Annotated in this window: 22 protein-coding genes and 1 tRNA gene; 10 read left to right on the forward strand and 13 right to left on the reverse strand. The window is 69.9% G+C overall.

Features of this window, described 5'->3' with window-relative positions:
• Positions 1–166 precede the first annotated feature (166 nt).
• Genes ACFVVO_RS14175 through ACFVVO_RS14190 form a run of 4 tightly spaced genes read left to right on the forward strand, consistent with a single transcriptional unit; the run spans position 167 to position 3,888 of the window.
• Entirely contained in the window at positions 167–613 is a 447-nt protein-coding gene (locus ACFVVO_RS14175) for a hypothetical protein (protein ID WP_390054707.1), read from the forward strand.
• Positions 614–618: 5 nt separating this feature from the next.
• Positions 619–2,790: a hypothetical protein gene (locus ACFVVO_RS14180; RefSeq protein ID WP_390054708.1), complete on the forward strand. Its 2,172-nt coding sequence runs from the start codon at positions 619–621 to the stop codon at positions 2,788–2,790.
• Entirely contained in the window at positions 2,783–3,430 is a 648-nt protein-coding gene (locus ACFVVO_RS14185) for a hypothetical protein (protein WP_390054710.1), read from the forward strand. The genes ACFVVO_RS14180 and ACFVVO_RS14185 overlap by 8 nt, the downstream gene beginning before the upstream one ends.
• Complete coding sequence (locus tag ACFVVO_RS14190) at positions 3,430–3,888, forward strand: hypothetical protein (RefSeq protein WP_390054712.1); 459 nt, start codon at positions 3,430–3,432, stop codon at positions 3,886–3,888. The genes ACFVVO_RS14185 and ACFVVO_RS14190 overlap by 1 nt, the downstream gene beginning before the upstream one ends.
• 7 nt (positions 3,889–3,895) lie before the next feature.
• Here the strand turns inward: ACFVVO_RS14190 and ACFVVO_RS14195 are convergent, their stop codons facing one another.
• Positions 3,896–4,351 (reverse strand): GNAT family N-acetyltransferase, encoded by a 456-nt coding sequence (locus tag ACFVVO_RS14195; protein ID WP_390054905.1) that lies wholly within the window; start codon positions 4,349–4,351, stop codon positions 3,896–3,898.
• A gap of 263 nt (positions 4,352–4,614) precedes the next feature.
• On the opposite strand from ACFVVO_RS14195, the gene ACFVVO_RS14200 reads away from it, so the two are divergent.
• Entirely contained in the window at positions 4,615–5,382 is a 768-nt protein-coding gene (locus ACFVVO_RS14200; protein WP_390054713.1) for a LuxR C-terminal-related transcriptional regulator, read from the forward strand.
• Here the strand turns inward: ACFVVO_RS14200 and tamR are convergent.
• Complete coding sequence (gene tamR, locus ACFVVO_RS14205) at positions 5,341–5,838, reverse strand: MarR family transcriptional regulator TamR (RefSeq protein ID WP_358928808.1); 498 nt, start codon at positions 5,836–5,838, stop codon at positions 5,341–5,343. The two genes, ACFVVO_RS14200 and tamR, sit on opposite strands and share 42 nt — an antisense overlap.
• An 88-nt stretch (positions 5,839–5,926) precedes the next feature.
• Between tamR and ACFVVO_RS14210 the strand changes: the two genes are divergently transcribed.
• Positions 5,927–6,742, forward strand: a complete 816-nt coding sequence (locus ACFVVO_RS14210) for a trans-aconitate 2-methyltransferase (RefSeq protein ID WP_390054715.1) — start codon at positions 5,927–5,929, stop codon at positions 6,740–6,742.
• Positions 6,743–6,745: 3 nt separating this feature from the next.
• Positions 6,746–7,105 carry a VOC family protein gene (locus ACFVVO_RS14215; RefSeq protein ID WP_390054716.1) on the forward strand — a complete coding sequence of 120 codons (360 nt, stop codon included), beginning with the start codon at positions 6,746–6,748 and terminating at the stop codon, positions 7,103–7,105.
• On the opposite strand, the gene ACFVVO_RS14220 is transcribed toward ACFVVO_RS14215, so the two are convergent.
• Together ACFVVO_RS14220 and ACFVVO_RS14225 are read right to left on the reverse strand one after the other, a co-directional pair.
• Positions 7,102–7,779, reverse strand: coding sequence for a TetR family transcriptional regulator (locus ACFVVO_RS14220; protein WP_390054717.1), 678 nt, complete (start codon positions 7,777–7,779; stop codon positions 7,102–7,104). The genes ACFVVO_RS14215 and ACFVVO_RS14220 overlap by 4 nt on opposite strands.
• Positions 7,776–8,783 carry an acyl-CoA desaturase gene (locus tag ACFVVO_RS14225; protein WP_390054718.1) on the reverse strand — a complete coding sequence of 336 codons (1,008 nt, stop codon included), beginning with the start codon at positions 8,781–8,783 and terminating at the stop codon, positions 7,776–7,778. Before ACFVVO_RS14225 ends, ACFVVO_RS14220 begins: the two co-directional genes overlap by 4 nt.
• 307 nt (positions 8,784–9,090) lie before the next feature.
• On the opposite strand from ACFVVO_RS14225, the gene ppc reads away from it, so the two are divergent.
• Positions 9,091–11,823, forward strand: a complete 2,733-nt coding sequence (gene ppc, locus ACFVVO_RS14230) for a phosphoenolpyruvate carboxylase (RefSeq protein WP_390054720.1) — start codon at positions 9,091–9,093, stop codon at positions 11,821–11,823.
• 72 nt (positions 11,824–11,895) lie between these two features.
• Here ppc and ACFVVO_RS14235 read toward each other — a convergent pair whose 3' ends face one another.
• From ACFVVO_RS14235 to ACFVVO_RS14265, 7 genes are all read right to left on the reverse strand, one after another.
• Positions 11,896–12,597 carry a hypothetical protein gene (locus ACFVVO_RS14235; protein ID WP_390054722.1) on the reverse strand — a complete coding sequence of 234 codons (702 nt, stop codon included), beginning with the start codon at positions 12,595–12,597 and terminating at the stop codon, positions 11,896–11,898.
• 136 nt (positions 12,598–12,733) lie between these two features.
• Positions 12,734–13,237: a hypothetical protein gene (locus ACFVVO_RS14240; RefSeq protein WP_390054724.1), complete on the reverse strand. Its 504-nt coding sequence runs from the start codon at positions 13,235–13,237 to the stop codon at positions 12,734–12,736.
• Between the two features lie 52 nt (positions 13,238–13,289).
• Complete coding sequence (pth, locus tag ACFVVO_RS14245) at positions 13,290–13,892, reverse strand: aminoacyl-tRNA hydrolase (protein WP_390054726.1); 603 nt, start codon at positions 13,890–13,892, stop codon at positions 13,290–13,292.
• Positions 13,893–13,962: 70 nt separating this feature from the next.
• A complete protein-coding gene (locus tag ACFVVO_RS14250; RefSeq protein ID WP_390054728.1) occupies positions 13,963–14,562 on the reverse strand; it encodes a 50S ribosomal protein L25/general stress protein Ctc in 600 nt (199 codons plus the stop codon).
• 203 nt (positions 14,563–14,765) lie between these two features.
• On the reverse strand, positions 14,766–15,746 hold the full coding sequence (locus ACFVVO_RS14255; protein WP_390054730.1) for a ribose-phosphate diphosphokinase: 981 nt from the start codon (positions 15,744–15,746) through the stop codon (positions 14,766–14,768).
• A 141-nt stretch (positions 15,747–15,887) separates the two neighbouring features.
• A complete protein-coding gene (glmU, locus tag ACFVVO_RS14260; RefSeq protein ID WP_390054732.1) occupies positions 15,888–17,336 on the reverse strand; it encodes a bifunctional UDP-N-acetylglucosamine diphosphorylase/glucosamine-1-phosphate N-acetyltransferase GlmU in 1,449 nt (482 codons plus the stop codon).
• A 131-nt stretch (positions 17,337–17,467) separates the two neighbouring features.
• A tRNA-Gln gene (locus ACFVVO_RS14265) sits at positions 17,468–17,543 on the reverse strand.
• 368 nt (positions 17,544–17,911) lie between these two features.
• Between ACFVVO_RS14265 and ACFVVO_RS14270 the strand changes: the two genes are divergently transcribed.
• Positions 17,912–19,213, forward strand: a complete 1,302-nt coding sequence (locus ACFVVO_RS14270; RefSeq protein WP_390054733.1) for a sensor histidine kinase — start codon at positions 17,912–17,914, stop codon at positions 19,211–19,213.
• 64 nt (positions 19,214–19,277) lie between these two features.
• On the opposite strand, the gene ACFVVO_RS14275 is transcribed toward ACFVVO_RS14270, so the two are convergent.
• Together ACFVVO_RS14275 and ACFVVO_RS14280 are read right to left on the reverse strand one after the other, a co-directional pair.
• A complete protein-coding gene (locus ACFVVO_RS14275) occupies positions 19,278–19,772 on the reverse strand; it encodes an SUKH-3 domain-containing protein (RefSeq protein WP_390054735.1) in 495 nt (164 codons plus the stop codon).
• A 79-nt stretch (positions 19,773–19,851) separates the two neighbouring features.
• Complete coding sequence (locus tag ACFVVO_RS14280) at positions 19,852–20,364, reverse strand: YwqJ-related putative deaminase (protein WP_390054737.1); 513 nt, start codon at positions 20,362–20,364, stop codon at positions 19,852–19,854.
• A gap of 261 nt (positions 20,365–20,625) precedes the next feature.
• Here ACFVVO_RS14280 and ACFVVO_RS14285 point away from each other — a divergent pair, with 261 nt between their 5' ends.
• A complete protein-coding gene (locus tag ACFVVO_RS14285; RefSeq protein WP_390054906.1) occupies positions 20,626–21,651 on the forward strand; it encodes an SMI1/KNR4 family protein in 1,026 nt (341 codons plus the stop codon).
• Positions 21,652–21,658 lie beyond the last annotated feature (7 nt).

The raw sequence follows: 21,658 nt of genomic DNA on the forward strand, positions 1-21,658 counted from the left end.
GCACAGCGCCAAGGGCATGTGATTGCCGCAGGTGCCGTAGCGGCTGTCTTTCGGCCACTGCCACTCGGCATTGAAGTGCACGGCCATGCGACGCACTTGGGCCCCGGTAATGTGCACGGTTGTCACACCATCTGGCAGTGCGTTGGAAAAATCGGGGAGACCACACATGGCGTGGGAGGAGTGGGAGCAGCTGAAGGCCCAGGCGGCCGATCGGCATTCCGCAGGGATGCAGCTCAATCAGTATCCGGCTGATCAGGGCGGCGGCAGCACGCGGGGAGATCTTGTGGCGAAGCACCAGGATCTCGAGGCTGTCGGCAAGGCGGCGCATGACCTGTTCGACGACTTCACTACCTACAGCGGGCATGCCCGTGCCGCCTCCGAGGCGGCATCGGGTGGGCTCAAGGGTGACGGATTCGCCCTGGGCGGCGCGCTGGAGCATGTGACGCAGCGCTGGAGCGAGCAGACCAAAACGCTTCTGGACGCATGCGCCCACATCTCCAACCACCTGCGATACACCAGGAACCAGCACGCGGCCGACGAGTCCTACATCGCCGGTGCGGTCAGCAGTATCGCCACGCTCGACGAGGGCTTCGACGACAGGAAGGGTCACTGAAGTCGATGGACCTCGACACGCTGCGTCACGGTAATTTCGCCAAGCTCGGTGAAGCGGTCACCGACTGGGAGCAGATGACAAAGAAACTCGCCGGCCTGCAGAAGGCCGCCGAGAACAACCTCAAGGCCAAGGCCGACAAAGCCGATTGGGTGGGGATGAACGCCACCGTCAGCCGCGAGTTCATCACCAGGACAGCCGCGGAGTTTGCCGACGCGCACACCCAGGCCGACTCCATCACCAAGATCCTCAGCGACACACGCGGGGAACTCATCGGCTATCGCAGCCAGCTGAACGATGCGATCAGGCGAGCCGCTGAGCAGAACCTGACTGTCGTCGATACGGGTGACGGCACTTTCTCCGTCACGGCAAACACCCGGCCCGACTGGGCGTCCGACCCCAGAGGCAAGACCGGCGTGACGGACCAGAAGGTGGTGGACGCCTTCTGCAAGGAGATCGAGGGCATCCTGACCAAGGCGACGCAGAGCGACGCCAGTGCCGCGGAGGCACTGAAGCTTCTGGTCGACCAGGCCAAGTACGGTTTTGCCGACGCCTCCTACGCGGACCGGGATCAGGCGGCCAAAGCCGTCGAAGCTGCCAAGAAGCTGGCGGAGATGGCCAAGAAGCCGGCCGACATGTCCCTTGATGACATCGAGTCCTTCAACCGCACGATGGCGAAGTACCACGATGACCCACTGTTCGCGGAGAAGTTCGCGACAGGCCTGGGTGCCAAGGGAACACTGCAGTTCTGGACCGCGATGAGCTTTGCCCACGCCGGCGCCAGGGGCTCAGAGCTCAACACGATGAAGGAACTGCAGTCCAACCTGGGCCTCACCCTGGCTACTGCGTCGTTCTCGGACTCGGATGCCATGCGGCGCTGGAAGAAGGAGCTCATCGACGAGCGAAACACGAATTTCCGCGCCGCGAACTCGTTCAGTCCCATTGGCGGTCTCGGCTCTCAGGTCATCAGCAGTCTCATGCGCAAGGGTCAGTTCGACACCGAGTTCCTGGATGACTACCGCAAGGAGCTGTTCAAGGAGGACAAGGGAGCTGGGGACTCGAACACCGACGATCGGTGGGTCAAAGGCTACGACGCTCTGGACCTCGTCTTCGGCGACGGCAACGGCAGGGACCCGCTGGAGGGACTCTTCGAAGGCCTCTCCCGCAACCCCGAGGCAGCGGAGCACGCCTTCGAGTCCAAGGCCGACCTGGACCACATGCTCGGCACCACGGTGTACACGGACCGGGGCGATTCCTTGGGGCGGGCTCTGGAGAGTGCTGTCACCGGGGTCGCGGCCGGCGACACCTCCGCCTCGGCTCCGCCGCACAGCAAGGCCCAGGTCAAGATCATGGCGAACATCATGCAGGCGGTGGCCAACCCCGACGGGGGCGCGAACCTGGTGAGCAAGGGGCTGGGCGAGAGCTTCGGGGACATGGCCGCGGCCTACATGCCGGAGATCAGCTGCGCCTTCAAGGGACCGGAGGGCGAGACCGTCTTCCTCACGAACAGTGAGTCCCCCGGGGGGCTCAACGTCACGGACGTCACGCGCTTCCTCTCGGCCACCTCCGCGGATCCCGCCGGACGTGCCGGGATCATCTACGGGGAGAGCATCTACACCGGAAGCCTCCTGGAGGAGCACCTGTCGCACCCCGGTCACTTCGACGGCGACCAGAAACAGGTTCTCAACGACATCGGCAGAAACGCCGGAATCATCGAGGGGATCGTCGGGCATTCGGCGGCGAACTCGGAAGTCGGTCAGTCCATCCAGGGCGAGAAGGACTACAACGACGCCTTGAAGGCCAAGGGGGACTTCGCCAAGAACTGGGTCAACATCGCCTTCACCGGCCTCAAGGTCCCCGAACATCTGGGCGGCGAGCTCATGGGGTCTGTGGTGGGCGGTGGGGCCGGAGCCGTCGCCGGCGCGGCCATCGACCGCCTGATCGACGGGCAGCAGGCGAGCGGTGCCGAGGACCGGGGGCTGTACTACTCCAGCAAGGACCTGTTTGCGATGCGGGACTCGGTCGGTCAGCAGACGATCTGGTCGGTCGACGACGCCCTGGCCCGCCATCACGTGAATCTGCCGAAGGACGGGATCGACGACTCGGTGGGGCAGGCCGTCAACGACGGTTGGAAAGACGCCGACTACTACCTGAACCGTTCGAAGGTGAAGTATGGCTGAGAGAGGTTCTGGCCGCTGGTGGAAGATGCACTCCATAAGAGGGTTCTTCGCGGCCGCGGTGATTGTCGTGCTGGTGTGCGGCGGTCTCTTCGTGTTCTTCGTGAAGGGGCTGTACCTGCTCCCGGACAAGGTGTGCGAAGGCTCGGTCCAGCGGGATGTTGTAATCCGGACCCTTCCGCGGGCGCGGGCGGCGGACGAATGGTCGGATCACCGCGGCAGGGGGACCGACTTCATGTTCGGCTGTCGTGTCTCCACCAGCGGTGACTCGATCCTGTCGGGGAGCGTGAATCTTCGGGAGTCGCCGAAGGACGACTGGGAGCGGGGCTACGGCAGTGACGCGGGTACCCGCGTCGTGCAGACCTCGGCGGGCCGCGTGGCGGGGCTGGCGCAGCTCGACGACGACGGCGGCGTCGCCTCCGTGTACGTGCCCTGCGAGCCGAAGGACGCGGAGGAGGCGTCCGGGCCCTTTGCCTTGGTGACGGAGGCCGGTGTGACCGGGAAGAGCAGGGCCTCGGGAGCGGCCCGGCGCCAGGACCTGACCGACTTCGCCTATCAACTCACCCGACACGCCTACGCGCTGGCCGGGTGCAAGGGGCCGAGCGACTTCCCCGAGCGGCTGCCGCGCTACGGCGACCACTGATGGACGACGACGAGATCCGGTCCCGCTTCGACGGGCGGGGGCAGGTCGAGATCAGTGGTGGGGCGTCCGTGCAGGAGCGGGCCGAGCCGATCGCGTACGCGCTGGGCTACGAGCTGATCCGCACCGAGCGGACCCGGGGCTGCGGCCGAGTGTTCGGCCTTACGGCTCCTGTCACCGTGCATCTGTTCTTCCGGCGCGACGACGATCCCCGGGCCCGGCGTCGGGCCGAGCGGACCATCGAGCGGTTGCGGGCCGGTGGGCCGGTGCTGGCGGACGACGAACCGCCGCCTGCTCCGCCACCTCCGCCCGGTCCGCCGCCGCCCCTCGTCCACCGGCCGCCCGCGCCCCGGCCCCGGCGCTCGATGGAGCCGCAGCCGCCTCCGCCGGCGGGGCCGCCCCGGCCGCGGATCCCGCCCCGCCCGGCGTATCCGACTCCGCCTCCGCCGCCCCCGCGGTGACCCGGCGTCAGGCGAGCCGTTTCGTCAGGGTGTACTCCGTGAGGCCCGGGGGATAGTCGGGGATCACGCACACCACGTCGTAGCCCTGTTTCTTGTAGAAGTCCGGGGCCTGGAAGTCCCAGGTCTCCAGGCGGGCGGTGGCGCAGGCGCGGTCGGTGCGGGCGATGTGTTCGGCGCGGGCCAGCAGTCGGGAGCCGAGGCCCGCGCCGCGGTGGCGGGCGTCGACCCACAGGTAGGTGACGTGCAGCCAGGTCGCCCAGGTGTGGCCGACCAGGCCGCCGGCCAGTTCCCCCGACTCGTCCAGCGCCCACACGTGCAGCGGGACGTCGCGCTCGCCGGGCGTTCCGCGCAGGGCCGCCAGCACCGGGGACGCCGCCGTGTTGGTGTCCCTCAGCCGGGAGCGGAGCAGATCACGTCGGCCTCTGTCGACTTCCGCCTCAATACGAAACATGCGGCACACCATAAACGTGCCGGACGGCCAGTTCTGCAAATCGACTTCCGCCGCGTGCCCGCATCCGTACTCTGTGGAGCAGCGCCGGTGGGGGCCGGTGCTGATCAGGGGGCGAGACAGACGGGTACGGCGCCCGTGGTGGGGGTAGCAGTGTCCGCAACGGCGGCGGCCGTGCGGTCGGCGTTTCTCACCGTGGGTGTCGTGTCCGCGTGGGTCGTCGTTCTCCGGACCTTGGTTATCCCCTGCTCCGCGCGGAGCCTGGGGAAGGGGGCTTCGTGGTTCGCATCCGAGTGCTGGTCGTCGACGACCACCGTATCTTCGCCGAGTCGCTCGCGGCCGCGCTGGCCGCCGAGCCCGACGTCGACGTCTTCGCCGCGGGCAGCGGCCCGGCCGCGCTGCGCTGTCTGGAGCGCGCGGCCGCCGAGGGCCGCCGTTACGACGTCCTCCTCGTGGACGCCGACCTGGGCGGCAGTCTGCCCGGCGTCCGCCCGGCCGTGCCCGTGCACGACGGCGACGAGGAGGGGCTGGTCGACGGGATCTCGCTGGTCGCGGGTGTCCGCTCGGCGCAGCCGTGGGTGCGGACGGTGGTCCTCGCCGAGAAGGACGATCCCCGGCGGGCCGCCCTCGCCCTGCAGGCCGGCGCCTCCGGCTGGGTCGCCAAGGACTGCTCGCTGTCCCGGCTGCTGACGGTGATCCGGGGTGTGCTGCGCGACGAGACGCATCTGCCGCCGGCCCTGCTCACCGGCGTCCTCAAGGAGCTGACGGCCGCCCGCAAGCACCGCACCGAGAGCGAGCGGCTGGTGGAGTCGCTGACCCCGAGGGAGCGGGAAGTGCTGCGGTGCATGGTCGCGGGACTCGGCCGCAAGGCCGTGGCCGAGCGGCTGTTCCTCTCCCCGCACACCGTGCGCACGCACATGCAGAACGTCCTCGGCAAGCTGGGCGTCCACTCGACGCTCGCCGCCGTCGCCCTCGCCCGCAGGGCGGGAGTGGGGCCGGCCGACCTAACCGGGGATGTTGTCGAACGGGGCGGTCAACTGGCGTAGCAGGCTGGCGAGTTCGGCGCGCTGGGCGCGGGAGAGTTCGGCGAGGATCGCCCGCTCCTGCTCCAGCAGGCCCGCCAGTGCCTGGTCCGCGCGGTCCCGGCCGGTGTCGGTCAGCCGGACCAGCACGCCCCGCCGGTCGCTCGGATCGGGCAGCCGCTCCACCAGGCCCTTCTTGGCGAGCCGGTCGATCCGGTTGGTCATCGTGCCCGAGGTGACCAGGGTCTGCGTCAGCAGTTGCCCGGGAGAGAGCTGGTAGGGGGTTCCCGCGCGCCGCAGCGCGGTCAGCACGTCGAACTCCCAGGGTTCGAGCTGATGTTCGGCAAAGGCGAGCCGGCGTGCGCGGTCCAGGTGCCGGGCCAGTCGGCTCACCCGGCTGAGTACCTCGAGCGGCTCCACGTCGAGGTCCGGGCGCTCCCGGCGCCACGCTGCGACCAGCCGATCGACCTCGTCCTCCATGGAGATCAGTGTAGTGGTTGTGTCGACATGAAGTCTCTTGATGTCGAGTCTCTTGACATCGAGACAATATTCTCGGAAGAGTGACGACATGACGACACCCACCTGGGACCCCGCCCAGTACCTCCGCCACGCCGGTCACCGCGCCCGCCCCTTCACCGACCTCCTCGCCCGCGTCCCGGACCTCCCCTCCCACCGGCCCCGCATCGCCGACCTCGGCTGCGGCCCCGGCAACGCCACCACCCTGCTCGCCGGACGCTGGCCCACCGCCCACATCACCGGCTACGACAACTCGCCCGAGATGCTCGACAAGGCGCACGTCGACCACGAGGGCCCCACCGCCGGCGGCGGACGGCTCGACTTCGCCCACGCCGACGCCCGCACCTGGACGCCCGGGGAGCCGTACGACCTGATCGTCTCCAACGCCACCCTGCACTGGGTGCCGGGCCACGCCGACCGCTTCGCCGACTGGATCGCGGGCCTGACGCCGGGCGGAGCCTTCGCCTTCCAGGTCCCCGACAACATCGACGCCCCGCTGCACGCCCTGATGCGCGAACTCGCCGCCGGCCCCCGATGGAAGCCCCTCCTCGGCGACGTCCTGCGCCCCGAGGACTCCGTGCACACCCCCGCCGTCTACCTGGACCGCCTCGCCCGCCTCGGCTGCGCGACCGATGTGTGGCAGACGACGTACCTCCACGTCCTGACCGGTGAGGACCCCGTCCTCGACTGGGTCAAGGGCACCGGCCTGCGCCCCGCCCTGACCGCACTCGCCGACGACCCCGAGGCCCGCGACGCCTTCGTCAGCGAGTACCGCGACCTGCTCCGCGCGGCCTACCCGAGCGCGCCGTACGGCACCGTCCTGCCGTTCCGCCGGCTGTTCGCGGTCGCCATGAAGAAGGGGGAGTGAGACATGCTCGTCGCACTCGACCACGTCCAGCTCGCCATCCCGCCCGGCTCCGAGGACACCGTTCGGGCCTACTACGTCGACGTCCTCGGCATGACGGAGACCCCCAAGCCGCCGGTGCTCGCCGCGCGCGGCGGCTGCTGGTTCCGGGCGGGGCCGGTCCACCTCCATCTGGGCGCCGAGCAGGATTTCCGGCCCGCCAGGCGGGCCCACCCGGGGCTGCGGGTCACGGGCATCGAGGCGTACGCGGCCCGGCTCACCGCCCACGGAGCCCCGGTCACCTGGGACGACGCCCTCCCGGGCCACCGGCGCTTCTACTCCGAGGACCCGGTGGGCAACCGGCTCGAGTTCCTGGAACCCCGCTAGGCCTTCCGGTGCCCGATAAGCCGCGGCTTCTGCTCCAGGCCGTCCAGTCCGTGCCAGGCCAGGTTCACCAGGTGCGCCGCGACCTCCGCCTTCTTCGGCCGGCGCACGTCCAGCCACCACTGGCCGGTCAGCGCGACCATGCCGACCAGCGCCTGGGCGTACAGCGGGGCCAGCTTCGGGTCGAAGCCGCGGGACTTGAACTCGCGGCCCAGGATGTCCTCCACCTGGGTGGCGATGTCCGAAATGAGGGAGGCGAAGGACCCCGTCGACTGGGGGATGGGGGAGTCACGGACCAGGATGCGGAAGCCGTCCGTGTACTCCTCGATGTAGTCCAGGAGGGCGAAGGCCGCCTGCTCGCACAGCTCACGCGGATGCCCGGCGGTCAGCGAGCTGGTCACCATGTCCAGCAGCCGCCGCATCTCGCGGTCGACCACCACGGCGTACAGCCCCTCCTTGCCGCCGAAGTGCTCGTACACCACCGGCTTGGACACCCCGGCCTTCGCCGCGATCTCCTCCACCGACGTGCCCTCGAAGCCCTTCGCCGCGAAAAGGGTGCGACCGATCTCCAGCAGCTGCTGGCGGCGCTCGGCGCCGGTCATACGGGTCCGGCGGGTCCGCCGCTGCTTGTCGTTGCTCGGAGTGCTGCTGGAGTCGGTCGCCACGGCGTCAATCATGCCGCCTCGGCTGCTTCCTTCCGGTGCCGGGAGTCGCCTTCACCGGTGTTGCGCCGCGAATCGATACGCGAGCGTGACGGCCAGCGCACGTCGTACGCCCAGCCGAGCAGTTCGAACCAGCGGATGATCCGCGCGGAGGAGTCGATCTGGCCGCGCATCACCCCGTGCCGCGCCGAGGTCGGGTCGGCGTGGTGCAGGTTGTGCCAGGACTCACCGCACGACAGGACCGCAAGCCACCACACGTTGCCCGAACGGTCCCGCGACTTGAACGGCCGCTTGCCCACCGCGTGACAGATCGAGTTGATCGACCACGTAACGTGATGCAGCAGCGCCACCCGGACGAGTGACCCCCAGAAGAGCGCGGTGCACGCGCCCCACCAGGACATCGTCACCAGACCACCGATCAGCGGCGGCAGCAGCAGCGACACGGCCGTCCACAGCACGAACTGGCGGGAGATCGCCCGGATCGCCCCGTCCTTGACCAGATCCGGCGCGTACTTCTCCTGCGGGGTCTGCTCCTCGTCGAACATCCAGGCGATGTGCGCCCACCACAGGCCCTTGATCAACGCCGGGACCGTCTCCCCGAACCGCCACGGCGAGTGCGGGTCACCCTCCGCGTCGGAGAACTTGTGGTGCCTGCGGTGGTCGGCCACCCAGCGCACCAGCGGTCCCTCGACCGCCATCGACCCCATGATCGCCAGCGCGATCCGCAGAGGCCGCTTCGCCTTGAACGAGCCATGGGTGAAGTACCGGTGGAAACCGATCGTGATGCCGTGGCACCCAAGGAAGTAGAAGAACACCAGCAGGCCCACATCGAGCCAGCTCACCCCCCAGCCCCAGGCCAGCGGCACGGCCGCCACCAGTGCCAGGAACGGCACCGTGATGAACAGGAGCAGCGTGATCTGCTCGATCGAACGCTTCTGCTCGCCGCCCAGCGTGGCGGAGGAGATGGAGGTGTCGTTGGCCTTGAGGGCTTCGTCGATCACATCGGACCTTGAGGTCATGCGCGTCCCCTGTGGGGTCTAGGGTCGAGGCAGATGCCGGGCCGCCGGAACCGGCGGGAGATGGAGCGACCCTTCCCTACGGTTCCGTAACCTACGGCGTCGTAAGTATGTCAGCGTGCCGTCCGGCGGCAAGAGCCCGAGAGCCTGCGCGTCCGAGTGGACACCTATCCTTGAAGTCGGTCGGACAGCGCGGTCCGCTCTGATTCCTTTCCCGGACCCCTCGGCCCGTATGCGGCACCCGCCGCGCGGAGGACGGACGTCCGGGTTCCCTCCAGAACGAGCTTCAACACTGCAAGGAGCCGCACCTGTGAGCAGTGCCGACGACCAGACCACCACGAGCAGCAGCGAGCTGCGCGCCGACATCCGCCGGCTGGGTGACCTCCTGGGCGAGACCCTCGTACGTCAGGAAGGCCCCGAACTCCTCGACCTGGTCGAAAAGGTCCGCCGCCTCACCCGGGAGGACGGCGAAGCCGCCGCCGAGCTGCTGCGCGGTACCGAACTGCAGACCGCCGCCAAGCTGGTCCGCGCCTTCTCCACCTACTTCCACCTCGCCAACGTCACCGAGCAGGTCCACCGCGGCCGTGAGCTGCGCGCCCGCCGCGCCGCCGAGGGCGGCCTCCTCACCCGCACCGCGGACCGCCTCAAGGACGCCGACCCCGAACACCTGCGGCAGAGCGTCGAGCACCTCAACGTCCGCCCCGTGTTCACCGCACACCCCACCGAGGCCGCGCGCCGGTCCGTCCTCAACAAGCTCCGGCGCGTCGCCGCGCTCCTGGACACCCCCGTCCTCGACTCCGACCGCCGCCGCCACGACATCCGCCTCGCCGAGAACATCGACCTCGTCTGGCAGACCGACGAACTGCGCGTCGTCCGCCCCGAACCCGCCGACGAGGCCCGCAACGCCATCTACTACCTCGACGAACTGCACGCCGACGCCGTCGGCGACGTCCTCGAGGACCTCACCGCCGAACTCGAGCGGGTCGGCGTCAAGCTGCCCGACACCACCCGCCCCCTCACCTTCGGCACCTGGATCGGCGGCGACCGCGACGGCAACCCCAACGTCACCCCCCAGGTGACCTGGGACGTCCTCATCCTCCAGCACGAGCACGGCATCAACGACGCCCTGGAGATGATCGACGAACTGCGCGGCCTGCTCTCCAACTCCATCCGCTACGCCGGAGCCACCGAGGAACTGCTGGAGTCCCTGCACAGCGACCTCGAACAGCTGCCCGAGATCAGCCCCCGCTACAAGCGCCTCAACGCCGAGGAGCCCTACCGGCTCAAGGCCACCTGCATCCGGCAGAAGCTGGAGAACACCAAGCAGCGCCTCGCCAAGGGCACCCCCCACCAGGACGGCCGCGACTACCTCGGCACCGGCGAACTCCTCGCCGACCTCCGCATCATCCAGACCTCCCTGCGCGAGCACCGCGGCGCCCTCTTCGCCGACGGCCGCCTCGCCCGCACCATGCGCACCCTCGCCGCCTTCGGCCTCCAGCTCGCCACCATGGACGTCCGCGAACACGCCGACGCCCACCACCACGCCCTCGGCCAGCTCTTCGACCGCCTCGGCGAGGAGTCCTGGCGCTACGCCGACATGCCCCGCGACTACCGGGCCAGGCTCCTCGCCAAGGAACTGCGCTCCCGCAGGCCCCTCGCCCCCACCCCGGCCCCCGTCGACGCCGCCGGCGCCAAGACCCTCGGCGTCTTCGAGACCGTGAAGAAGGCCCTGGAGGTCTTCGGACCCGAGGTCATCGAGTCCTACATCATCTCCATGTGCCAGGGCGCCGACGACGTCTTCGCCGCCGCCGTCCTCGCCCGCGAGGCAGGCCTCGTCGACCTGCACGCCGGCTGGGCCAAGATCGGCATCGTGCCGCTGCTGGAGACGACCGACGAACTGCGCGCCGCCGACACCATCCTCGAGGACATGCTCTCCGACCCGTCCTACCGGCGCCTGGTCGCGCTGCGCGGCGACGTCCAGGAGGTCATGCTCGGCTACTCCGACTCCTCGAAGTTCGGCGGCATCACCACCAGCCAGTGGGAGATCCACCGCGCCCAGCGCCGGCTGCGCGACGTCGCCCACCGCTACGGCGTGCGGCTGCGCCTCTTCCACGGCCGCGGCGGCACCGTCGGCCGCGGCGGCGGCCCCTCCCACGACGCCATCCTCGCCCAGCCCTGGGGCACCCTCGAAGGCGAGATCAAGGTCACCGAACAGGGCGAGGTCATCTCCGACAAGTACCTCATCCCCTCCCTCGCCCGCGAGAACCTCGAACTGACCGTCGCGGCCACCCTGCAGGCCTCCGCCCTGCACACCGCGCCCCGCCAGTCCGACGAGGCCCTCGCCCGCTGGGACGCCGCCATGGACGTCGTCTCCGACGCCGCCCACGCCGCCTACCGCGAACTCGTCGAGGACCCCGACCTGCCGACGTACTTCCTCGCCTCCACGCCGGTCGACCAGCTCGCCGACCTGCACCTGGGCTCGCGGCCCTCCCGCCGCCCCGGCTCGGGCGTCTCGCTCGACGGACTGCGCGCCATCCCGTGGGTCTTCGGCTGGACCCAGTCCCGGCAGATCGTCCCCGGCTGGTTCGGCGTCGGCTCCGGCCTCAAGGCCCTGCGCGAGGCCGGCCTGGACACCGTCCTGGACGAGATGCACGAGCAGTGGCACTTCTTCCGCAACTTCGTCTCCAACGTCGAGATGACCCTCGCCAAGACCGACCTGCGGATCGCCCAGCACTACGTCGACACCCTCGTCCCCGACGAGCTCAAGCATGTGTTCGACACCATCAAGGCCGAACACGAACTCACCGTCCGCGAGGTCCTCAAGATCACCGGCGAGGACGAACTCCTCGACGCCGCCCCCGTCCTCAAGCAGACCTTCGCCATCCGCGACGCCTACCTCGACCCCATCTCCTACCTCCAGGTCACCCTGCTCAGGCGCCAGCGCGACGCGGCCGCCGCGGGCGCCACGGCCGACCCGCTGCTCGCCCGCGCCCTGCTCCTCACCGTCAACGGCGTGGCGGCGGGCCTGCGCAACACCGGCTGACAGCCCCCACCGCACACACGGGTGCCCCCGCGGTCGCACGACCACGGGGGCACCCGTCCGTATCAGCCGGCCTCAGCCGCGCCGCACCAGCCGGCGCCGGGCCACCAGATAGCCACCCGCGCCGACCAGCGCCGCCGCACCCGCCGACAGCAGGCCCACCGGAGCACCGTTGCCCGTCTCCGCCAGGTCGCCACCGGCACCCTGAGCGGACGGCGACGAGGACACCGCCGGAGACGGCGAGCCGGACGCCGGCGCACCCGGCACCGAGCCGGACGAGGACGACGGCGACGCGGCGGACGAGGAACCCGGCACCGAAGCGGACGGCGACGCCGAACCGGACGGCACGCCCGCGCCCCCCTCGGAGCCCGCGCAGTCCGTCCAGAACACCTTGTGCTTCGCCGCCCCCTTCTCGCCCTCGAAGTTCCAGAACAGCTTGTAGTGACCGTCCGGCAGCGACAGATCCTCCGTACGGCCATGACCGCCGGCGTCCAGCGTGAGCGCACCGGACTTCACCGTCCCGCCCTTCACGGACGCCGTCGGCGCCCAGGCCTCGATGTGCCAGTCGACCCGCTGCACGCCGTCGAAACCGAAGGCGTCCAGGTAGAACGTGCATACGTGCGGCTCGTTGCGGCGCAACTCCTCGCCGGTCCGGGCATCGTGGATCTTGACGGTGCCGTTGTCGCCGGGAGCGGTGGCGTGCGCGGCGGTGGGGACGGCGAGCAGCGCCGCCGAGGCGACGGCGGTCAGTGCGCCGACGCGAGTGAGGGTGGGCATAGGGCAATCCATCTACGCGACAGGGACGGGAAGATGTGGAGGGGGCGGTTCAGCTTCCGGCCCGGCCGGGCGCCCGGTCAATCACGAACGGACAACACACAGGCCCCCTACATACGTGAAGAACGCCCCAACCCCGTCACAGCATCACGAACGCCGCCGTCAGCAGCGCCGCACCCGTCCCCGCCAGCGCCCACGCCACCCGGGTCAGCCGCATCCCGCCCGCCACCACGACCGACGCCAGCAGCAGCGCCCCGCCGAACGGCACCCACGCGTACAGCACACCCGCGGGACCCGACCGCACCACGTCGGCCGACCCCGGCTTCACCACCACGTCGTACGTCAGCCCCTTGCGCACCGCGACCGTCCGCGCGATCTCCACGCGCGCGCGTGCCCTGCCCCCCGCGGCGGCCGGCGTGAAAGGACCGGAGCAGGCATCCCCCGCGCAGTCCGCCACCCGGATCGTGCCCCGCTCACGCCCCTTGGTCAGCATCACGTGCTGCGCGGTCCCCCAGGAACCCCACACCCCGGCGAACAGGATCAGCGCGGCGATGGCACCCATCGCCGCGACCCGCCCGAACCGCAACGCGGTCACGGAGGCCTGGCGGGCAGTGGTGGCTGAGGCGGGCATGGCGGGGATCATTGGCCATCCCCCTACTGCCGGTCAACTCCGGTCGGAGCCAAGACCGGACAAGTCAGGAGTTGTACGCGCTCTGCGCCCGCTCGAGCCCCTCCGTCACCAGGCACTCCACCGAATCCGCCGCCCGGTCCACGAAGTAGTCCAGCTCCTTGCGCTCCGACGACGAGAAGTCCTTCAGCACGAAATCCGCCACCTGCATCCGCCCCGGCGGCCGGCCGATCCCGAACCGCACCCGGTGGTAGTCCGCGCTCATCGCCTTCGTCATCGACTTCAGACCGTTGTGCCCGTTGTCCCCGCCGCCCAGCTTCAGCCGCAGCACCCCGTAGTCGATGTCCAGCTCGTCGTGCACCGCCACGACGTTCGCCAACGGCACCTTGTAGAAGTCCCTGAGCGCGTTCACCGGACCACCCGACAGATTCATGAACGACATCGGCTTCGCCAGGACCACCCGGCGGCCGGCCGGCCCCACCGGACCGATCCGCCCCTCCAGCACCTGCGCCTGCGCCTTGCCCGCCCGCTTGAACTTCCCCCCGATCCGCCCGGCGAGCAGGTCCACCACCATGAAACCGGCGTTGTGCCGGTGCATGGCGTACTCCGGCCCGGGATTACCGAGCCCCACGATCAGCCAGGGGGCACCTGCGGGAGTGCTCACGTCCATGTCTCCTTGATACGCGCCAGCCGCCGTCCCCCTCGGGGAACAGCGGCTGACGAAACGACGACTACGAGGATCAGGCCTCGGCGACCTCTTCGGTGCCCGCGGTCTCCTCGCCCTCCGCGGCCTCCTCGGCCTGCGCGGCCAGGACCTGCAGGACGACCGTGTCCTCCTCGACGGCCAGCGTGGTGCCGGCCGGGAGCGGGACGTCCTTGGCGAGGATGGAGGCGCCGGCCTCCAGGCCCTCGACGGAGACGGTGACCGACTCGGGGATGTGCGTGGCCTCGGTCTCGACGGGCAGCGCGTTCAGCACGTGCTCCAGCAAGTTGCCGCCCGGCGCCAGCTCGCCCTCGGTGTGGACGAAGATCTCGACCGTGACCTTCTCGCCGCGCTTGACCAGCTGCAGGTCGACGTGCTCCAGGAAGCCCTTGATCGGGTCGCGCTGCACGGCCTTCGGGATCGCCAGCTCGTTGGTCTTGCCGTCGATGTCCAGCGAGATCAGGACGTTCGGCGTACGCAGCGCCAGCAGCAGCTCGTGGCCCGGCAGGGTCAGGTGCAGCGGCTCGGAACCGTGGCCGTACAGAACAGCCGGAACCTTGTTGTCACGACGGACACGACGGGCGGCACCCTTGCCGAACTCGGTGCGCGTCGCGGCGGTGAGCTTCACCTCGGACATGTTGATCACTCCTCGAAACAGAGACTGACGTGGTCACCCGGCCACGAACGGCCTGCTACGAAGAGCGCGTCGATAACGGATCGCCGTACCCCGTGAAAACGGGAACGGCCTCCCTCGCCGAGCAACTGCGGCAGTCTACTCGGCAGGGGAGGCCGCATCCAAAAGGATCTTCAGCTAGCCCGCCGCGGCGGACTGCAGAAACCTCACTGCTCGTCGAAGAGGCTGGTCACCGACCCGTCCTCGAAGACCTCACGCACCGCACTCGCGATCGTCGGAGCGATCGACAGAACCTTGATCTTGTCCAGATCCCCCGCCAGCTCACCCGGCGTCGGCAGCGTGTTGGTGAACACGAACTCACTCACCCGCGAGTTCTTCAGCCGGTCCGCCGCGGGACCGGAGAGCACACCGTGCGTCGCCGTCACGATGACGTCCTCCGCACCGTGCGCGAACAGCGCGTCCGCCGCGGCACAGATCGTGCCACCGGTGTCGATCATGTCGTCCACCAGGACGCAGATGCGGCCCTTCACATCACCGACGACCTCGTGCACCGTGACCTGGTTGGCCACGTCCTTGTCCCGCCGCTTGTGCACGATGGCGAGAGGCGCGCCCAGCCGGTCGCACCAACGGTCCGCCACCCGCACCCGGCCCGCGTCCGGCGACACCACCGTCAGCTTCTCCCGGTCCACCTTGCCGCCCACGTAGTCCGCCAGCAGCGGCAGCGCGAACAGGTGGTCCACCGGACCGTCGAAGAAGCCCTGGATCTGGTCCGTGTGCAGATCCACGGTCAGAATCCGGTCCGCACCCGCGGTCTTCATCAGATCCGCGATCAGACGCGCCGAGATCGGTTCACGGCCCCGGTGCTTCTTGTCCTGCCGCGCGTAACCGTAGAACGGCACGATCACCGTGATGGAACGGGCCGACGCGCGCTTCAACGCGTCGATCATGATGAGCTGCTCCATGATCCACTTGTTGATCGGCGCCGTGTGGCTCTGGATCAGGAAGCAGTCGGCGCCACGCGCCGACTCCTGGTAACGCACATAGATCTCGCCGTTGGCGAAGTCGAAGGCCTTCGTCGGGACAACCCCGATACCCAGCTGCTGGGCGACCTCCTCGGCAAGCTCGGGGTGGGCGCGGCCGGAGAAGAACATCATCTTCTTCTCGCCGGTCGTCTTGATCCCGGTCACAGCACAGTCTCCTCAGAGGTCTCTCAAAGCCAGCCGGCTGCTCAAGCCACCACTCGGCTGGGCGCGAAAAGCCGAATCAGCTGGTAGGGGTGCGGTTGTCCACTTATCACGGTACGCCGTCTTCGACGCACTCGTTTCCCGTCAGTCCTCGTCAGGGCCCTGCCGGGACGCCGCCTCGGCCGCCTTCGCGGCCGCGCTCCCGGGACGCTTCCGAGCCACCCAACCCTCGATATTCCGCTGCTGACCACGGGCCACGGCCAGCGAACCGGGCGGCACATCCTTCGTGATCACGGACCCCGCAGCGGTGTAAGCACCGTCCCCGACCGTGACAGGAGCCACAAACATGTTGTCCGACCCCGTCTTGCAGTGCGACCCGACGGTCGTGTGGTGCTTGCTCTCCCCGTCGTAGTTCACGAACACACTCGCCGCACCGATGTTCGAAAAGTCGCCGATCGTCGCGTCACCGACGTACGACAGATGCGGAACCTTCGTCCCCTCACCGATCGACGAGTTCTTCGTCTCCACATACGTACCGATCTTGGCCTTCGCCCCAAGACGCGTACCGGGCCGCAGATACGCGTACGGCCCGACGGACGCCCCCGCACCGATCCGCGCACCGTCCGACACCGTGTTGTCCACCCGCGCCCCCGCGCCCACCCGGGTGTCGTTCAGCCGGCTGTTCGGACCCACCTCGGCACCCTCACCGATCAGCGTCGCACCCGACAGCAGCGTGTTCGGATACACCACCGAGTCCCGCTCGAACGTCACCGTCACGTCCACCCACGTCGACGCCGGATCCACGACCGTCACACCGTCCAGCATCGCCCGCGTCAGCAGACGGTCGTTCAGGATGCGACGGGCCTCCGCGAGCTGCACCCGGTTGTTGATCCCCGCGATCTCCCGGTGATCACCGGCCACCGACGCACCGACCCGGTGCCCCGCCTCGCGCAGGATCCCGAGCACGTCCGTCAGGTACTCCTCGCCCTGACTGTTGTCCGTCCGCACCTTCTTCAGCGCGTCCGCCAGCAGCCGCCCGTCGAACGCGAACACCCCGCTGTTGATCTCCCGGATCGACCGCTGCGCTTCCGAGGCGTCCTTGTGCTCCACGATCGCCGTCACGGCACCCGACGCCTCGTCGCGCACGATCCGGCCGTAACCGGTGGCGTCCGGAACCTCCGCGGTCAGGACCGTCACGGCGTTGCCGTCGGCGGCGTGAGTCTCCGCGAGCCGCCGCAACGTGTCCGCGGTCAGCAGCGGAGTGTCCCCGCACACCACGACCACGGTCCCGTCGACCGGCCCGCCCAGCTCCTCGAGGCCCATCCGCACCGCGTGCCCGGTGCCGTTCTGCCGCTCCTGCACGGCCGTGCGGACGCCGGGGTCGATCTCGCCCAGGTGCGCGGTGACCTGCTCACGGGCGTGCCCCACGACGACGACCAGGTTCGCCGGATCCAACTCACGGGCGGCGGCCAGCACATGGCCCACGAGGGAGCGGCCGCAGATCTGGTGCAGGACCTTCGGTGTGGCCGACTTCATACGGGTGCCCTCACCCGCTGCGAGAACGACGACGGCTGCCGGGCGAATGGCGCTCACGGGGTTGCCCTTCGGCTCTGGATGGGTGGGGGTGACAGCCGCAGGATACCGGGGTGGGTTGTGGCGGATATGAGTGCGGGCCCTGACGGTGCTGTCACCGGTCAGGACCCGAACCTGGATCTTGTGTGCTGTGGCTCCCCCGCAAGGATTCGAACCTTGTCCTGCTGGTACCAAAAACCAGTGTGCTGCCAGTTACACCACGGGGGACAGCGTCTCAGACCATACCCGAGACGTGCCTGCGTAAGGGCCACCGATCCGCTCCGCCGGCCGTCAATCCGGTTGCGCGGGTGGGCACTCCCGGCTCCCCGGATCCGCCGGAGGCTCTCCACTTTCGCCGTGACGCGACCGCTCGCTTCCGCAACGTTTCGAAGTCGTCGTACCTGGTGGCCTTGCCGGGTGAATGTGTCATACGCATACCGTTCGGGCGGAATGATCGCCTCCGGGGTCGAACGGGTGGGGTTCAGCTGTTCGAGGGATTCCGGCGGGTTCAGGTGTCATTCGATTACGGGGTGTGGTGTGCGGCGGTAGGTGAAAGTCACCGGAAATGGCACCACCGCCGCCCGTAGGCTGGAGGCATGACCACGACGGGGGAAGCGGACACCAGGGCCCTGACCGGCCCGTGGTGGTGGGCCAGGTGGCGCAGTGCGGTGCTCGACGGGAGTCTCGCGCTGGTGTCGGCCGTGGAGTGCGGTGCGGAGGGGATCCCGTTCGCCCGGGACGCGGGTGTCCCGGTGTCGGTGGGGATCGTGTTCGGGTTGATCGCCGGCTCGGTGCTGCTGGTGCGCAGGAAATGGCCGATCGCCGTCGTGCTGGTCGCGATCGCGATCACGCCGGCCCAGATGGGCTTCCTGATGGGCATCATCGGGCTGTACACGCTGGCGGCGTGCGAGCTGCCGCGGCGGATCATCGTGGCGCTGGCGGGGATGTCGCTGGTGGGCACGATGATCGTGACGTTCGTGCGGGTGCGGCAGGACATGGCGCGGGGCGATCTGACGCTGGGCGACTGGTTCGTGCCGTTCGCCTCGATCACGACGTCGCTGGGGCTGACGGCTCCGCCGGTGCTGCTCGGTCTGTACGTGGGTGCGCGGCGCCGGTTGATGGAGAGCCTGCGGGAGCGGGCGGACTCGCTGGAGCGGGAGCTTCAGTTGCTCGCGGAGCGGGCGGAGGAGCGGGCCGAGTGGGCGCGTAACGAGGAGCGGACGCGGATCGCCCGGGAGATGCACGACGTGGTCGCGCACCGGGTGAGTCTGATGGTGGTGCACGCCGCGGCGTTGCAGGTGGTGGCGCGGAAGGACCCGGAGAAGGCGGTGAGGAACGCCGCGTTGGTGGGGGACATGGGGCGGCAGGCGCTGACGGAGCTGCGGGAGATGCTCGGGGTGCTGCGGGCCGGGGAGGGCGCGGGGCGGCGGGCGGCGGCGGTGCCGTTGGCGGCGGTGGGGGTGGCCGTGGCGCGGGCGGCTTCGGGGGCGGCCGAGGAGGAGGGGCCGTGTCTGTCGGAGCTGGAGGAGCTGGTGGGGCAGTCGGCCGCGGCGGGGATGGTGGTCGATCTGTCGGTGGAGGGGGAGGTGCGGTCGTATGCGGCGGAGGTGGAGCAGACGGCGTACCGGGTGGTGCAGGAGGCGCTGACGAACGTGCACAAGCACGCGGGGGGCGCGAAGACGTATGTGCGGCTCGCGCATCGGGGCGGGGAGATCGCGATGCAGGTGGAGAACGGGCCGCCGCCGGAGGCGGGGTCCGCGTCGGCGGCGGGGTTGCCGTCGGGTGGCAACGGTCTGGTGGGGATGCGGGAGCGGGTGCTGGCGCTGGGCGGGGTGTTCGTGTCGGGGCCGACGGATGTGGGGGGTTTCCGGGTGTCGGCGGTGATTCCGGCGGTGTGAGGGGCGCGGCCGCTGCGGCGTGAGTGGCGCGGCCGTCGTCGGGCGGCCCGGGTGTCGGGCGGTGTCAGGCGGTGGTGAGGCGGGCGGGTTCGGCGCCGGCGACGAGGGCCGACAGGGCCTGGTCGATGTCGGGGCCGAGGTACCAGTCGCCGGTGTGGTCGAGGGCGTAGACGCGGCCTTCGGCGTCGATGGCGAGGAGGGCGGAGGTGTCGGTCTCCTCGCCGAGGGGGCTGACCTCGGTGCCGAGGGCGCGGCCGAGGTCGCCGAGGGTGCGGGCGAGGTGGAGGCCGTGCAGGGGGTCGAGGTGCAGGGTCGCGGGGGCGACCCGGCGGCCGGGGCCGGTGGGGGCGATGCGCAGTCCGCCGAACTCGGCCCAGGCTTCGACGGCCGCGGGGAAGACGGTGTGCTGGTGCCCGGCGGGTGAGGTGTGCTCGCGCAGGGTGTCGGCCCAGAACTCCGCTTGCCTTATGTCCCAGCGCCCGGGTTGCCAGCCGGCGGCGCGGAGGGCGGCGTCGACGGGGACGGGGAAGCGGGTGGTGGAGGTGCGGTCGGGGTGCATCTGCCCTTCGATCGTCGTGCGTGCTGTGCGGGTGGTGCGGGGCGTTCTCGTGGTTCTCTCCGTGCGGGGTTCGGGGGGTTCAGTCGCCGGCGGTGGGGTCGACGACGCGGACGCCGAAGTGGGCGCTCAGGGCGGTGCAGGCGCGGCAGGGGGTGGCGAAGCTCCCGTGGAGGGGGTCGCCGTCCTCGCGTATACGGCGGGTGGTGAGCTTGGCCTGTTTGAGGACTTTGCGGGCTTCGCCGTTGGTCATGGGCTTGCGGGCGGCGCGTTTGCTGCGGGCGGCGTCGGCGGCGGTGATGTGCCGGGAGATGAGGATGGTCTCGGCGCAACGGCCGGTGAAGCGGTCGCGCTGTGCGCTGGTGAGGGTGTCGAGGAAGTCCTGTACGAGGGGGTGCAGGGCCGGGGGCTGGTCGCTGCGGGCGGCGGTGCCGGTGAGGGTGGTGCCGCGGACGGAGAGGGCGGCGGCGATGGTGGGGAGGATGCCGTCGCGGCGGTGGAGGAGGGTGGGGGCGGGGGGTGTGGGAGTGCCGCTCCAGCCGATGCGCGGGTCGCCGGCCCGCACATCGGTACCTCCGGTCTGCATCGCGTTCATGTGCGTTTCCCTCCCCGGGAGTGCCCCGAAGGACACAGAGTGCCAAATGCCATGGCTGCTGCGGAAGCTGGGGCGGCGCGACACGCCCGGGTCGGGTGGTGCCGTCACGTTGGGGTGACGCCTGGTCACGGAAGTGGGGGCGGGATGTGGCGGGGTGGGGCGGCGGGCCGGTGACCGGTGTGCGCGTACCGCTTAGGCTGTCGGCATCCGCGATCGACACCGCCGTTCAGGCCAGAGAGAACGCCGCAGGGGGCAACTGCCATGACGACAGGTCGGCTCGGGCTGGGGGCACCGCCCAGCCGCCAGGCCGGGGGACAAGCCGCGCCGCCGAACGCGGCTTATGCCGGGCAGGTCGTGCACTTCCCGGATCCGGTTCGGGCGGCACGTCACCCGAGAGGGGTACGGGTCGATGAGCATGGTTACCCGGATTTCTCGGCGTACGCGCGCGCGGCGGCGGAGATCGCCGATCCGCCGGAGGGTTTCGGGGTCGACGAGCTTCGGCTGACGGATTACGTGTCGGCGAACGCTGCGTTGGCGGCGACGGGGCACGAGTTGTGGGACACGGTGCCGGATGTGGCGACCCCGCACGGCTGGACGTGGCATCACGTGGTCGGTTCGCGGCGGCTTGAGTTGGTTCCGGTCGACGTGAAGGCGCTGCTGCGGCATCACGGCGGCGTGGCGACGATCCGGGTGGATCACGGCAAGCGCGGTACGCGGCCGTTGCAGGAGACACGTCCGGCGCACTTCGGGCTGCCGAAGTCGGGTGTGGCGGTGACGGAGTCGCAGGTGCAGGGCGTCGAGGAGGAGCTGGGGTATCGCCTTCCGGGTGCGTACCGGTCGTTCTTGAAGGCGGCGGGTGGCTGTGCGCCGATGGGCGCGGCGCTGGACGCCGAGCTGGGGCTGTTGCTGGACCAGCCGTTCTTCACGGTGCGGGACGAGGCCGCGGTCAATGACCTGGTGTACGTCAACAAGTGTCTGCGCGACCACCTGACGAAGGACTACCTGGGCGTCGGTTTCGTGCAGGGTGGTCTGCTCACGGTGAAGGTGCGCGGTGAGCGGGTCGGTTCGGTGTGGTTCTGCGCGTACGACGACGCGCGGGACGTGGACTCGTCGTGGTCGCCCGCGGAGCGGGTGGAGCGGTTGCTGCTGCCGTGCGGTGACGACTTCGACGCGTTCCTGTCGCGGTTGGCGGGCAATCCGCCGGAGTTGGAGACGGTGGCGAGTCTGATGGTGGACGGCGGTTTCGCGCGTGCCGTTCCGGTGTCTTCCGTGCCGGTGGGGGAGTGAGCTGCGA

This window comes from Streptomyces sp. NPDC058145 (assembly GCF_042884245.1).
Taxonomy (GTDB): Bacteria; Actinomycetota; Actinomycetes; order Streptomycetales; family Streptomycetaceae; genus Streptomyces.